This window comes from Methanomassiliicoccales archaeon (genome assembly GCA_013415865.1).
In the GTDB taxonomy this organism is placed as follows: domain Archaea; phylum Thermoplasmatota; class Thermoplasmata; order Methanomassiliicoccales; family UBA472; genus MVRC01.
The window spans coordinates 438606-453364 of sequence record CP058896.1 but is presented as its reverse complement, the minus strand read 5'-3'; the positions used below and the strand labels follow the sequence as shown (position 1 = coordinate 453364).

The 14759-nt window shown below is 55.0% G+C and carries 12 protein-coding genes; 6 read left to right on the top strand and 6 right to left on the bottom strand.

Translation table 11 applies throughout. The annotated features are described in order from the left end of the window. Window positions 1–9: 9 nt before the first annotated feature. Genes HPY73_02250 through HPY73_02235 form a run of 4 tightly spaced genes read right to left on the bottom strand, consistent with a single transcriptional unit; the run spans window position 10 to window position 4252 of the window. Complete coding sequence (locus HPY73_02250; protein ID QLH74383.1) at window positions 10–852, bottom strand: shikimate kinase; 843 nt, start codon at window positions 850–852, stop codon at window positions 10–12. After that, complete coding sequence (gene aroE / locus HPY73_02245; protein QLH74382.1) at window positions 849–2315, bottom strand: shikimate dehydrogenase; 1467 nt, start codon at window positions 2313–2315, stop codon at window positions 849–851. Before aroE ends, HPY73_02250 begins: the two co-directional genes overlap by 4 nt. Before the next feature lie 3 nt (window positions 2316–2318). Then, window positions 2319–3350: a 3-dehydroquinate synthase II gene (locus HPY73_02240; GenBank protein QLH74381.1), complete on the bottom strand. Its 1032-nt coding sequence runs from the start codon at window positions 3348–3350 to the stop codon at window positions 2319–2321. Window positions 3351–3355: 5 nt separating this feature from the next. Beyond that, the gene (locus HPY73_02235) at window positions 3356–4252 is read right to left on the bottom strand and encodes a class I fructose-bisphosphate aldolase family protein (protein ID QLH75619.1); all 897 of its coding nucleotides are present in this window, start codon (window positions 4250–4252) and stop codon (window positions 3356–3358) included. A 102-nt stretch (window positions 4253–4354) separates the two neighbouring features. Here HPY73_02235 and HPY73_02230 point away from each other — a divergent pair, with 102 nt between their 5' ends. Next, complete coding sequence (locus HPY73_02230; GenBank protein ID QLH74380.1) at window positions 4355–4855, top strand: hypothetical protein; 501 nt, start codon at window positions 4355–4357, stop codon at window positions 4853–4855. Between the two features lie 4 nt (window positions 4856–4859). Continuing rightward, on the top strand, window positions 4860–5759 hold the full coding sequence (locus tag HPY73_02225; GenBank protein ID QLH74379.1) for a DMT family transporter: 900 nt from the start codon (window positions 4860–4862) through the stop codon (window positions 5757–5759). A 1-nt stretch (window position 5760) separates the two neighbouring features. Here the strand turns inward: HPY73_02225 and carB are convergent, their stop codons facing one another. Together carB and carA are read right to left on the bottom strand one after the other, a co-directional pair. Then, window positions 5761–8940, bottom strand: a complete 3180-nt coding sequence (gene carB / locus HPY73_02220; GenBank protein ID QLH75618.1) for a carbamoyl-phosphate synthase large subunit — start codon at window positions 8938–8940, stop codon at window positions 5761–5763. 20 nt (window positions 8941–8960) lie between these two features. After that, window positions 8961–10046, bottom strand: a complete 1086-nt coding sequence (gene carA / locus HPY73_02215) for a glutamine-hydrolyzing carbamoyl-phosphate synthase small subunit (GenBank protein ID QLH74378.1) — start codon at window positions 10044–10046, stop codon at window positions 8961–8963. 222 nt (window positions 10047–10268) lie between these two features. Between carA and HPY73_02210 the strand changes: the two genes are divergently transcribed. The 4 genes from HPY73_02210 (at window position 10269) to HPY73_02195 (ending at window position 14753) form a co-directional block, all read left to right on the top strand. After that, a complete protein-coding gene (locus HPY73_02210; protein ID QLH74377.1) occupies window positions 10269–11309 on the top strand; it encodes an mRNA surveillance protein pelota in 1041 nt (346 codons plus the stop codon). Window positions 11310–11439: 130 nt separating this feature from the next. Further along, entirely contained in the window at window positions 11440–12024 is a 585-nt protein-coding gene (locus HPY73_02205; protein QLH74376.1) for a hypothetical protein, read from the top strand. A 284-nt stretch (window positions 12025–12308) separates the two neighbouring features. After that, complete coding sequence (nifV, locus tag HPY73_02200; protein ID QLH74375.1) at window positions 12309–13487, top strand: homocitrate synthase; 1179 nt, start codon at window positions 12309–12311, stop codon at window positions 13485–13487. 15 nt (window positions 13488–13502) lie between these two features. Next, on the top strand, window positions 13503–14753 hold the full coding sequence (locus HPY73_02195; GenBank protein ID QLH74374.1) for a 3-isopropylmalate dehydratase large subunit: 1251 nt from the start codon (window positions 13503–13505) through the stop codon (window positions 14751–14753). The last annotated feature ends 6 nt before the right edge of the window (window positions 14754–14759 follow it).

The window sequence follows — 14759 nt, the reverse complement described above, 5'->3', positions numbered from 1 at the left end:
GTTGACACCTCAATCGCAATTATAGAGCTCCGCGACGATGATCTTCTCAGAGACGCTCAGGGACGAGCGCAGCTTCTCCGCCCTCTCCCTTTCCACGAGCATGACGGTCGCCGGCCCCGTACCGCTCAGCCCTGCCGCGACCGCCCCCTTCTCCAAGGCCTCATGCATGACCGACGGGTCGACCCCAAGGACCGAGGAGTAGACCATTCCGTTCAGCTTCATCGCGGTCCTATAATCTCCATGCATTGCGAGGATATATGCCAGCTCGATGAGGTCAGCGTTCGCCCTTATCCTTGACAAAGGCAGCCCGGTCTTCCTGATCATTCGGTCTGGCACATATATCAGGGCGACAAGGGACGCGTCCATCCTCTCACGTCTTATGATCTCGAAATTAGCATTATCGGTGAGCACCACCCCGCCGAGCATCGAGGCACAGGCATCATCGAAGGCCCCTGTCACCGATACTCCGGCCTCTATCGCCTTCTCGCATCCGAACCTTATCGCGTCGAGGACCTGCATGTCCTCGCCTATGGCCCTCAATGTCGCCTTTATAACGGCGTTGGCCGCCGCGCTGCTGCTCTTCAGGCCCCTGGAGATCGGTATCTGCGACCTGGTCACGACCTTGGCGCCTGTCCCCTGCCTTCCGAACTTCTCGAGGATGCCTCCGACGCAGAGCTCTATTAGCCTTGTCGGCTCCTCGGGGTGCCCTTCGATCACCACCTCGATCTCACCCGTGTCGTTCAGCTCGACGTCCGCCTCGGTCCTGATGTCTATCCCAAATGCGCATCCCTTGCCTGTGGCCATGGCATTGATCACTGTGCCTGCGCCGCGTGCGATGCCGCTCCCTTTCATCTGGACATTCCCTCCTCAAAGCCGGCCCTCATGACCTCATACTTCGGTCTGACCCCGGTCCAGATCTCAAAGGCCTGCATCGCCTGGAATATGAGCATGTCCTTTCCTGATACCGCTGTTGCTCCCCTTGCGAGGCCCTCGGCGACGAGCTTCGTCATCGGCGGGTTGTAGATGGTGTCCATGATGAACTGTCCCTCCCTGATCGCCTCCGCAGGTATGGAGATCTCATCAGGGTATCCTTTCATCCCCAACGGGGTGCAATTGACCATCGCATCGAAATGATGGTCAGGCACCTCCTCGACCTTGATCACGGTAATGCCATCGAACGCCTCCGCCAATGCCCTGGCCTTCTCAGCCGTTCTGTTTGCGATGAAGATGTCCGCCCCCTCTGAGGAGAGATATGCCGATACAGCTCTGGCCGCACCACCTGCGCCCATGACTAGCACCTTCTTTCCCTTTGGTGCGAAGCGGTTCTTCTCGAACGTCATCCTGACGCCGTACACGTCAGTGTTGAAGCCGACCAGCGACCCATCATCGTTCTTTACAGTGTTCACCGCCCCTATCCTCTCGGCCTCCGGGTCTATGGAATCCAGTAATGGAATTACCGCCTCCTTGTGCGGAATGGTGACATTGGTCCCCCTGATACCGAGCTCGACCATCAGCCCCAACAGGTCTGGAAGCTCCTCGTGCTCGGCCTGGAATTTGAGATATATGCCCGGGATGCCCAGGTCCGAGAATGCCGCGTTATGCATCCAAGGTGACAGAGAATGTGAGAGGGACCTGCCGGTCACGCCCGTCACCACAATGTCTCCGGACAGTGCCTTGAGGGTCGAGACGTCCATCTGTCCCGGCGCGACCTCCCTCCCTTTTTCCAATGAGGCATAGGTGAAGGAGGCGCCAAGACGCTCGAAGAGGACCCTGGTCACCACCCCCTTCTCGCCCATCGATATCGCGACAAATTCTTTGCCTGTCTCAGAGTACGCCTTCGACGCCTCGACCAATGATAGGACGTCCTTGAAGGTGTTCGCCCTGAAGGCCACCTTCGCTACATCCCCCTTTGACGAGCAGGACACAAGGATATGGACTATGTCCGAGACCTTCGGCGTCCTCTCATGGTCATGATAGGAGACGATGAGCCTGGTGTTGCCCGATGTCCTTTTGAGCACATCAGATCCTTTAAAAACGCTCTCGGAATCGATGAACGCGAAGCCGTTATCAGCGGCCATGGTCAGGAGCTTGACCTTTTCCTCATCATCTCCTGAATACTTACCACCGTCCGTGACCGAGCGCAGCGTGGCGATCAGGGGCACCGGTATGCTCCTGAAAAGCGTCAGGTCATGAGGTAGCTCGTCCATCATGTCGAACCTCACTTCGACCATGTCCGCCCCGAGGGAGACAGCACGACGGCATGCATCGACCGCTGACGGGACATCCCTTTCAGCGACAGAAACACAGACCTTCATCGGTCACCTCTCGTCGATCGTCTCTTCGATAGCGTGGCCGAAATGCCTGCCACCTTTTTCGACCTTAGCCAGGACCTCCTGTCCGACCTTGAGGTCAGAGACTGACACCGCACCATCCTTGGTGCACATCCGGATGGTCTCGGCGTTCTGCAAAATGATGGAATGCCTCCTTCCGTCCGCGTCCACCTCTATCAAGAGCAAGGGCCTCACCTCGACCTTCGCCCTGCCGACGACCACCGGTCTTGTCTCTCCCGACGAGGTCACGGCCAACAGGACATCCCCTCCTCGGACCTCGGACAGATACTTTGTCTTCCCGTCGGCGCAAAGGACGTAGGCATGGACCGGGCCCGCGTTGACCCTGAAAGGCCTTGCCGCGACATACTCGCTCTCAAGGCTCTCAGAGTGGACCAGGAACATGCAGGAGCTCTGCGACCCGATGAGCATGCCCTCACCTATCCTGAGCAAAGAGCACGTGTCAACGCATACCCTGTCCCCCGTCCCTATAGGTACGATCCTGGTTATCTTGACCGGCGTGAGCTCCATCGTTCCCTTTCTTGACGACATGATGTCCTTGAAGTCCTTTATCTTCGAAGGAGCGGAAGGCTCGATGGCCACCCCATCCACCCCCACCTCCAGCGTCTCGGCAAAGAGCTTTGCCTCCTCAGGGGTCCTCGCTCCGGCAATGATCAGGGTCCTCGAGCGCTGGAACTCTGCTATGAGGTTCTCCAAGGGTATGACCTTCCAGTCATTTGCCGCTATGAGCAGATGGTCTACCTTGTCCTTAAGGGCGGATGCCTTGGCCAGGTCCTCCGGCCGGTCTATCGCTACGATCTTTCCGGTCAGCTTACCGTCCTCGTACAGCTCATCCCCTTTCACGACCACGGCATCGAACCTTCCAAGCCTCAGGAACTCGGTGTCCTCGTCCCGGATGAGGATATCCACCAGTCCCGCCTCGAGGGCCGCCGTGACGGCCTTCTTCCTGTCGCTCTTTGATGGGAAAAGGTCGCTCCGGACCCAGACCAACTTCTCTGACATCTTGTTCACTTCAATATCTTAAGTGCTTCCTCGACGTCCATGTCCTCCAGGACGATCCCACTTATCGCCTTGGTGATGCCGATGATGTTCCTGTGCTGGAAGATGTTCCTTCCAATGCTGACCCCCTTGCCTCCGGCATCCATTGAATCCTTTACCATCTGGAGCAGCTGTTCGTCCGAGCTCATCTTCGGCCCTCCCGCAATGATGACCGGTGCCTCGGCACCGCGGACGACCTCCTTGAAGCTGTCAATATCCCCAGTGTAGTTCGTCTTTATCAGGTCAGCCCCAAGCTCGGCCGCGGTCCTGGCACATTTCTTCACCAGGTCGACATCGTACGCGTCCTTGATGTCCTTCCCCCTGGGATAGATCATCACCATTAGGGGCATGCCCCACTCCGCGCATTTCCTGGAGACCTCTCCAAAGTCCCTGAGCATCTCTGGCTCATGCTCATCACCCAGGTTCACATGGATGGACACGGCATCACCGCCTGTCTTAATGGCCTCCTCGACGGTGGTCACAAGGACCTTGTGATTGGTATGCGGTGACAGACCTGTGCTGGCCGAGAGATGGACTATGAGACCGATGTCGCGCCCGAACGAGCGATGAGAATATGGGATGATGCCCTTATGAAGGACGATCGCGGTCGCCCCTCCCTGGGATACTTTGTCTATGGTCGACCTCATGTCTATCAGCCCCTCTATCGGACCCATTGTTATTCCGTGGTCCATCGGAACGATCACTGCACGCCCGGTCGACCTGTCCATGATGCGTTCCATCCTTACGTTCTTGCCAAGCACTCTTTCACCTCGGTGAACCGTGTCAATATTTAGCACGCATATAACCCTTTCGAAGGCAGGTGAGCCCCGCCCCTCAAAACGGCTGATGCGCCCAGACTCTATCATGCTCAACCCGATTATAGCTTTCCCTTTGCCCGGGCATCCCCTCGATGGACAAAACTATACAACGACAAACATTTTAAATGACCAGGGGGATGCCGTTCTGTTATGTGGAAACAGATATCGAACTATTTCGGTCGCTATCCCTCTCAGGCGAAGGTGGCAAAGCTGCTCCTTGAGCAAGGTCTGCGCGTCCAGGATGGCCGCATCTACAGTGGTGAGATCGAGCTCGCTGACGTTGCGATAGGCAAGGCCGCGGGGGTCGACAGGAGGATCGTCAGGGCGGCGGTCGAGACCATTGAGGCGAGCCCCGAGCTGCTCAGGGTCTTCTCCAAGCTCAGGCCCACCTCGTTCTTGAAGGACGTGGCATCGGAGATGGGTTGGAGCGCGATCGAGATAATCCCCACCAACGCCTCGACCCCTGGCATAATCTCGGAGGTAACCAGCGTCATAGCGGCGGGGGGAATAAGCATCCGCCAGGCGATCGTCACCGACCCGGACCTAAGCACGGAGCCAAGGTTGTTCATAATAACGGAGAGCCCGGTGCAGCCAGAGCTGATACCTCGCCTCAAGGGCTGCAAAGGGGTCAGGTCGATACTTATTCATTGATAACATGCCCCTCCTCAAGCTGGACGGCAAGGGAGCATCTCCCTATATCGGAGTGCTGATAGCCGTCGTCAGCGTCTCATTTGCCTCGATATTCATCGTCTGGAGCGATGCTGATCCTTTGGTCATCGCAGCATATAGGATGCTTTTCGCGGCACTGTTCCTTCTTCCGATGGCGATGGGGCCGCGCAGAGAGCATCTGCGCTCCCTTCCGAAACGGCATTGGTATGTGCTGATGGGAATAGGTATAGTTCTCGCGCTACATTTCTACACCTTCAACGCCTCCCTCACCCTAACCACGGTCGCCGCATCGACCCTTCTCGTCACCGCGCATCCGTTGATAATCGGTCTTGTGTCGGTCTTCTATCTGAAAGAGACGGACAAGAAGGCAATGATAGGCATGGTCCTTGGTTTTCTCGGGATCGTGCTGGTCTCCTTGAGCGGTCTGGGCGAAAGCGGTCTTGAGGGAAATATCCTGGCTTTGATAGGATGTGTGCTGGCGGCCGTCTTTATTGTCGGAGGGAGGGTGATGAGACAGGTCGTCGACATCATCCCCTACGCCTTCATAGTGTACTCCGCCGCCACGCTGTTCCTCTTCGCATCATGTTTCGTCATGTCCGTGCCAGTGCTGCCGATATCTGAGAATGACCTTGTTCTCTTCCTTCTTCTGGCGGGAGTATCGACGATCTTCGGCCATACGATGTACAACTGGAGCCTCAGATATGTCACGGCGTCATTCGTCAGCATATCATTGTTGGGGGAACCGATGATAGCATCCCTGTTGGCGATAATTTTCCTTGGTCAGGTACCATCCCCGATGCTGGTCGTGAGCGGCGCGATGCTCTTACTGGGCGTCATGATCGTCGCGAAATATGAGGTGAAGATAGGCGAAAAGAATGGGACCTGAATCATTTCACATGGTAAGATGCCAGGTCGCTCACTCCCATCTCCTCTCTCCTGGCCCTTCTGATGGCGGCCACCGTCGCCCTGGCTGCCTGGATGGTGGTGAGGAACGGTATCTCAAGCTCGACGGCGAGCCTTCTCATCATGGCCCCGTCCCTGATAGAACCGGAGCTATACGTAGGGGTGTTGATGATTAGGTTGATCTCCCCTTTCCTCATCAGACCAAGAGCATCAGGCGGGGTGTTGTCCCTGACCTTGTAGACGGTGGTGGTCGGGACATCGTTGTCCCTGAGGAAGGTCGACGTGCCCTTCGTCGCATATATGCGGAAGCCCATCTCGAAAAGCTGCTTTGCGATGGGGAGCACCTCCCTCTTGTCATTATCGGAGACCGTGATGTACACCCCTCCTTTCATGGGGAGCTTCATGCCGGCCGAGATGAGGGCCTTGTACATGGCAGCATCGTAATCTGTATCGATGCCCATGACCTCCCCTGTGCTCTTCATCTCTGGACCGAGGATCGAGTCCACGCCCGGCAGTTTGAGGAAGGGGAAGACGGACGCCTTGACGGCGACATGGTCGAACCTCGCCATGCCCACAAGGCCCATGTCCCTGAGCTTTTTTCCGAGCTGCACCTTCGTCGCCACCTTGGCCAAGGGCACCCCGATGGCCTTTGAAACGAATGGCACGGTCCTTGAGGCCCTCGGGTTCGCCTCCAGCATATAAACTTCATCGCCTTTGACGGCCAATTGGAGGTTCATGAGGCCCTTGACCTGCAGGGCCTTTGCCACCTTTACCGTTATGTCGACGACCTTTTCGATCACGTGAGGGGGGACGGTCTGCGGGGGCAGCACCATCGTCGCATCTCCAGAATGGACCCCGGCCTCTTCGATGTGCTCAAGGACCCCTCCTATGAAAACGTCCTCCCCATCGCTCACGACGTCAACGTCCAGCTCGATAGCGTGCGACAGATACTTGTCTATCAGAACAGGATGGGACCTCGATACGCGGACCGCCGTCTCAACATAGGTCCTCAGCTCATCCTCGTTGTAGATGATCTCCATCCCTCTCCCTCCGAGGACATATGAGGGCCTTAGCAGAACAGGATAGCCTATCCTGTCCGCAACGGCCTTCACCTCCGTATGTGAATATCCAGTTCCCGACTCGGGTTGTTTTATATCAAGTTCCTTCATCAGTTGGGTCCAGCGCTTTCGGTCCTCTGCGACATCTATCATGTCAGGGCTTGTCCCGAGGACCTTTGCCTTCTTCCCCTTGAGCGCCGCTTCCAAAGGCACCGCCAGGTTGACCGAGGTCTGGCCTCCATATTGCACGATGACCCCGTCCGCGTCCTCGGCCTCGATCACATTAAGGACATCCTCCAAGGTCAGAGGCTCGAAGTACAGACGGTCGGATATGTCATAGTCCGTGGAGACGGTCTCGGGGTTGTTGTTGATGACAACGGCATCTACACCTTCTTCTTGGCAGGCCATGACCCCATGGACGCAGCAATAGTCGAACTCGATGCCCTGGCCTATCCTGATGGGTCCTGCGCCCACGATGATGACCTTCTTCCTTTCGGACCGCTTCGCCTCGGAAAGGGCCTCATAGGTGGAATAGAAGTAGGGCGTGGCGGCCTCGAACTCGGCCGCACATGTGTCGACCATCTTGTAGGTCGGGACGATCCCGTTCCGTTTGCGGAGCTCACGGACATCTTCCTCCTTCATCCCACAGAACTTTGCGATGCTCTCGTCTGGGAATCCCATCTTCTTTGCTTTTCTCAGCAGGTCGACGGATGGCATCCCTTTCTTCAGCTCGAATTCCATTTCCACAAGGTTCTTGATCTTCTTGATGAAGAACTCGTCCCACTGGGTGAGCGCAGCGATCTCCTTGACGCTCCTTCCGCGCCTTATGGCCTCTGCGATGGCGAACAACCTCTTGTCCGTTGCGAACTTGAGCTCGTTCTCAAGCTCATCGTCCGTCCATTTCTCGCCCTCAAGGTCGACCTTGTCCGTTTCCAGGGACCTGATCGCCTTCATAAGGCCCTCTTCGATCGTCCTACCGATGGCCATCACCTCACCGGTGGACTTCATCTGGGTCCCGAGCCTCTTATCGACGGTACGGAACTTATCGAAAGGCCAACGGGGCACCTTTATGACACAATAATCGATAGTCGGCTCAAAGGCCGCCGACGTCTTCCCAGTGATCTTGTTCTGTATCTCGTCGAGCGTCTTGCCCACGGCGATCTTCGCCGCCACCCTTGCGATCGGGTAGCCGGTGGCCTTCGAGGCCAATGCCGAGGAGCGCGACACCCTGGGGTTGACCTCGATGACCCTATGCTCCCTCGTGACAGGGTCGAAGGCGAACTGGACGTTGCATCCGCCCTCTATCCCGAGCGCCCTGATGATCTTTATAGATGCGGTCCTGAGCCTTTGGTGGTCGACGTCGTTGAGCGTTTGGACCGGTGCGACCACTATGCTCTCACCGGTGTGTATGCCCATGGGGTCGAGGTTCTCCATGGAGCAGATTATGATGCAATTGTCGTTCTTGTCCCTCATGACCTCGTATTCGAACTCCTTCCATCCAAGAACGCTCTCCTCGATGAGCACCTGCCTGATCCTTGAATAGATCAGACCACGACCGACGATCGGGATAAGCTCCTCCTCGTTATACGCCACGCCTCCACCGGTGCCACCTAGGGTGTATGCGGGCCTTACCAGGACAGGATACCTGCCTATGTACTTGACCGCCTCCTTCGCCTCCTCGATGGAATGCACTGTCCTTGACCTTGGTACAGGCTCACCGATGTCCAGCATGGTCTGCTTGAAGAGCTCCCTATCTTCGCTGAGGGCGATGGCCTTGGGCTGCGTCCCGAAAAGGCGACAGTTCAGCCTTTCAAGATAGCCTTTCTCAGCCAGCTCGGAACATATGTTCAAAGCCGTCTGACCGCCCATCCCGGACAGCACCCCTTCCACCTTCTCCTTTTCTATTATGCGGGCGATCGTTTCGACGTTCAGAGGTTCTATATACACGATATCGGCCATCTCAAGGTCCGTCTGGATGGTGGCAGGGTTACTGTTGACGAGCACGGTCTCATAACCTTCCTCTCGGAGGGACCTGCATGCCTGGGAACCTGAGAAATCGAACTCTGCGGCCTGGCCGATGACTATCGGGCCGGAGCCTATGACCATGAGCTTGCCCTTCTTTTTGCTCAATCCGACCCCTCCAGCATCTTCGCGAAATCATCGAAGAGGAAGGTGGTGTCCATAGGTCCAGGTCTTGCCTCAGGATGGTATTGCACAGAGAATATCGGGAGCTCCTTATGGGTCATTCCCTCTACAGTGCCGTCATTAGCATTGACATGGGTGACCTCGAGCCCGCTCCCTTCTATCGACAGAGGGTCCACAGCATAGCCATGGTTCTGTGACGTGATGTATACTCGGTCCTTATGTTTCACGGGCTGGTTCGCCCCGCGATGGCCGAAGGGGAGCTTATAAGTGCGACCTTTGAACGCGAGGGCTAGCAACTGATTCCCCATGCATATGCCCATAATCGGGTAATCCTCTTTTATCTCAGAAATGGTCTTGATCGTGGTGGCCCTTAGATCGGGATGCGAGGGGTCGCCAGGACCATTTGAGATCATGATACCATCGACCTCATTGTCCCTGAACCACTTCTTCGGCGTGTCGTAGGGAAGCTGGACAACATTGAACCGCTTCTTCAGCTCCCTGATTATGTTGGCCTTGGCCCCGCAATCGAACAGGGCGACGGTCCTGGCATTCTTCTTTGTTGATGGATGATGCACCACGCTCTTCGTGCTCGCCATTCCGACAAGGTTGTGCTCTGAGGGATATGGCATGTTCTTAATGTGGGCGATGACCTCCTCAGGGTCCTCGTTGAAAACGATGGCCCCCCTCGGGGTCCCCTTCTCCCTTATCTTTATGATGACCGACCGCGTGTCGATATCCGATATGCCCGGCACCTTGTTTTCTTTGAGGTACTTGTCAAGGGTCATCCCCCCATACATGTCCGTGGGCTCGTGGCAGTTCTCCCTCACCACGAATCCGCGCACCTGAACGCTCCCAGATTCCACGTCCTGACGGTTCGTTCCGTAATTTCCGATCAGGGGGTAGGACATGATCAGGATCTGACCGAGGTATGATGGGTCCGTAAGGCTTTCCTGATAACCGGTCATCCCAGTGTTGAAGACCACTTCACCATATGTTGTTTCCTCAAAACCAAAACCCGTGCCCTCAAGAACCGTCCCGTCCTCGAGCACAAGGAAACACTTTGACATCAGGATTCGATGGTAAACTTAGGGGATATATAACCTATTCTAAGCTTCATTATCTGAACGCGCTTTATTTGTCTGTATGGGGACATCATATCTCACGTTTGTACCTACGTCCGTCATCGATGTCGGAGGGTGAGCGATATCCGCTCTTATCCTACAAGCCTCGCCCAACGGGTTGAACGACAGCATCTGTTATAATACCATCCAGTCCATTCGCCTACTGTCATGAGGGTGCTCCATCAGGACCGGTATAAAGGAGAGATCAAGCTCCAGGTAGAGATCGCCGACGACCTATGGCATCTTTACAACATTGTCCGACCAGGCGACCTGGTCTACGCTTCGACCTATCGAAGGGACGAGACCAAGACGGACAAGGTCAGGTCCGAAAGAGGTGAGAAGAAGAGAATGACCCTAGGGATAAGGGTGGAGAAAGTGGAGTTCCATGAGTACGACAACAGGCTGAGGATCCTTGGGGTGATAGAGGAAGGTCCACAGGACATAGGTTCCTACCATACATTGAGCCTGGATATTGGAGATTGGATAAGCATAATCAAAAAGGAGTGGAACCAGACAGACCTTGACAGGATAAAGAGGGGGGTCGAGGAAGCCTCCAGGCCGGTCATCGTCTTCGTTTCCTTGGAGAATGATGAGGCGACCATAGCCGTGCTCAGACAGTATGGTATCAAAAAGGTGGCTGAGATCTGCGGCCCTAGCTGCGGGAAGATGTATGAGCAGAAGGAAACAGGGGACTATTATGGCGAGATAATATCCAAAGTGAAGCAGGTATCCGTTCCTGGAGTGGCGCTCGTCCTCCTCGGACCCGGCTTCGCCAAGGAGACGCTTCAGACCATTGGGAAGGAGCGAGAGCCTGAGCTGTTCAAGCATTCCTTCGTGTACCACACTGGACAGGCCGGAATGCAGGGCATACATGAGCTCATGAAAAAAGGCATCGGCAGCGAGGTGCTCAAGGACTCGAGGGTCGCCGAGGAGATGGTCCTGGTGGAAAAGGTGCTTGAGGAGATCGCCAAGGACGGTCCTGTGGCATATGGGCCGAAGCAGGTGAAAGAGGCGGCCGATTCAGGGGCTGTGGAGATATTGTTGGTGCTTGACAGCAAGGTGAGGGAGAGCCATCTTGAACAGCTCATGTCGTCGGTCGAGGCGGGCAGAGGAAAGGTCGTTGTGGTGAGCGAGCACCATGAAGGTGGTAGGAAGCTCGGCTCGATAGGAGGCATCGCGGCCTTGCTCCGATACAAGGTCAATGCATGACAGATTGTACTATTAAAAATATATTATTTATTATTAATAATTGTAATAAATCACTTTTGAGATTTTAATGATTTTTAGAAATCATTAATAACCATCTAGGGCAACGTCTTCATGTAATGAGGGGTTTTTAATGGCGACGTATTCGATGAGCAGGACAGCAATAATTGCTATCGCAACTGTGCTGGCGGTGGGTATTGTGGCCGGTATCGCATATTTTTTAATGGCCGGTGATGACGGCGATGGAGATGGGGATGGGAGCGAATGGAGGCCTGGGGATTTCGTGGAATGGGGTTCGTACGACGTTCCGTTGAGCGAACAACCACTGTATCCTCAATACATTTATCGCTATACTATAAAAGAAGTGATGGCGGACAAGATGTTGATCAACACAACGACATCGCTCCAGGGATATGTGATCTATTCTGCCCAGGGCTACATCCAAAAAAATGTGACGGGTTTTGGTTATTCATATGAGAGCATGATGGCCTCGCCCTATGATGTAACGTATATCGGGATAGATTCCATAGAGATAGGCGATTGGGGGACCGTCAATGCCCAGCATTACCAGTACGTCTATAGCTACGGGGAAACGGTCTATACAGTCGACCTATGGGTGAAGAACGGTTTTATATTGGCCAGGGAGACCAAATGGGATTCCTCTGTCGAGCTGATAATGATATACGACACCAATGTGGAGAAGATATTCGGAACATAGGGGTCTGAAATTAACATGAACGAACCGTCCAAATCATCACGTTGGGCCATCTAAGGACGATCCATTGCGAAACGCTTTTGTATCGAACCTTTCATGGAGTAATTCCGGCGTGACATAGCGTGCCATACTTCATATCGCGCTGTCCGTTATGGGACGCCCCGGGCGGTCGAGTGTCGACGACGTTACGGTCATAAGAAATATCGACACGCTCTGCACGGTCCACCAATGACCATGAATGTCAACGGTCCGCCAATGCATTGTAGCATCTGGGAAAGGGAAATAAGATGAAGGACAGCTCAGTGATCCTGGAAAAATTCAAAAAATGCCCGCTGGTAATATGCGACACGACCTTGAGGGATGGGGAACAGGCCGCAGGGATAGTATTCGCCAACCTTGAGAAGCTACGCATCGCGAAGCTTCTTGACGAGATCGGGGTACAGCAGATAGAGGCAGGCATACCTGCGATGGGCGGGGACGAGAAGAAGGCGATAAAAAAGATCGCCGGTCTAGGACTGAGCGCATCAATTCTCGGATGGAACCGGGCGAACAAGGAAGATATCGACCATAGCATAGATTGCGATGTTGACTCGGTCGCCATATCGATGTCCTCCTCTGACATCCATATACAGCACAAATTGATGAAATCCAGGGAGTGGGTCCTTGACAAGATAACGGAAGCGGTCTCATATGCCAAGGACCACGGTCTTTACATCTCTTGCAATGCAGAGGACGCGTCAAGGGCGGACAGGGACTTCCTGATCAAGTTCGCATTGACGGCCAAGGAGGCCGGGGCGAACAGGTTCCGCTATTGTGACACGATAGGGATGCAAGACCCTCGACGTACATATGATGACATCAAGTACATCATCGAGAACGCGAAGATCGAGGTCGAGATGCATACGCACAACGACTTTGGCATGGCCACTGCCAACGCCATCGCAGGTATACAGGCAGGAGCCCGGTTCGCCTCAACCACTGTCCTGGGCATAGGCGAGAGGACGGGTAACAGCCCGCTCGAGGAGATCGCCATGGCCGCCAAACATATCTTGAAGATGGACGTGGAGTTCGACACCAAGAGGTTCAGGGAGGTCTCGGAATATGTCGCGAGGGCGGCAGGAAGGACGATCCCTGGTTGGAAGCCCATAGTCGGGGAGAACTGCTTCGCCCACGAGGCCGGCATCCACACTGACGGCGTGATAAAGTACCTCAGCAATTATGAACCATACTCGCCAGAAGAGGTCGGGCTGTCCCGCAAGATCATCATAGGAAAGCACTCTGGAAGGCACACATTGAAGCAGGTCTTGGCAAAGCATGGACACGAGATCGACGACAACACATCAGGTATATTGTTGGAGCATGTGAGGGCCAGCTCTGTCGCCCTGAAGCGCTCATTGAGCGAGCTCGAGCTCGTTTACCTATACGAGGATTTCAAGAACGGAAAGCTTCACCATCTTAAGGATTGAAGGAAGGTCAGCAATATGGGAACGATTGCAGAGGAGATATTGTCATCGCATGTCGGAAAGGCCGTCAGGGCCGGAGAGATAGTGGTAGCGCCTGTCGATTATATGATGAGCCAGGACGGCACGACGCCGTTGACGATAAAGGCGTTCGAGGACATGGGCGGGAAGAAGGTGCTTGACCCCGCAAAGTATGCAATTGTCATTGACCACAACGTGCCCTCGCCGCTAGAAGGGGTCTCCAACCTTCACAAGATAATGAGGGAGTTCGCGAGGAAGCATGGTGTAAAGATCTATGACATCGGGGAGGGGGTGTGTCACACCCTGCTGCCGGAGTCCGGGAAGGTAGCTCCTGGCATGATAGTCATAGGAGCGGATTCTCACACCACCACATATGGTGCATTGAACGTCTTCAGCACGGGAGTAGGGTCGACGGACATGGCAGCGGCCCTGATAAGCGGAAAGATGTGGTTTAAGGTGCCAGAGACGATCAAGATAGTTTATAACGGAAAGCTTCAAAAAGGGGTCTATTCCAAGGACGTGGCCCTTCACATGGTCGGCACATTGACGGCGAACGGCGCCACATATAAGGCGCTCGAGCTGTATGGCGATGTCATAGACGCCCTTAGTGTAGATGCCAGGATGACCATATCTAACCTGGCGGTCGAGACCGGGGCGAAGGTAGGTCTCATGGCATGCGATGATAAGACGATCGCGTACATGGCCGACAAGACCGATCTTCCGTACAGGCCGACCTATGCCACGATGGACGCGAAATATGAAAGGGTGATCGTGGAGGACCTCAGCGAGATGGGCCCGCAGATCGCATGCCCCCCCGACGTCGACAATGTGGTACCTATTGAGAAGGTATTGGGACTTGAGATAGACCAGGTATACATTGGCACTTGTACGAATGGAAGGTATGAGGACCTCGAGATCGCCGCGAAGATATTGGATGGAAGGACAGTGAATAGGAACACCAGGCTCATCGTCGCTCCAGCGTCAAGATCGATATACGTCAGGGCGATGGAGACCGGTGTGCTGGCGAAGCTCATAAAAGCGGGGGCGGCCGTCCTGGCACCTTCCTGTGGGCCTTGCGTCGGAACATGTAATGGCGTACCCTCCGACGGTGAGAAGGTCCTGTCCACCGCGAACCGGAACTTCAAGGGAAGAATGGGCAACACCAAGGCGGACATATACCTAGCCAGCCCTGCAACCGCTGCATATACCGCCCTAAAGGGATGTATCTCTGACCCGAGGGAGGTGCTATGATGCAGA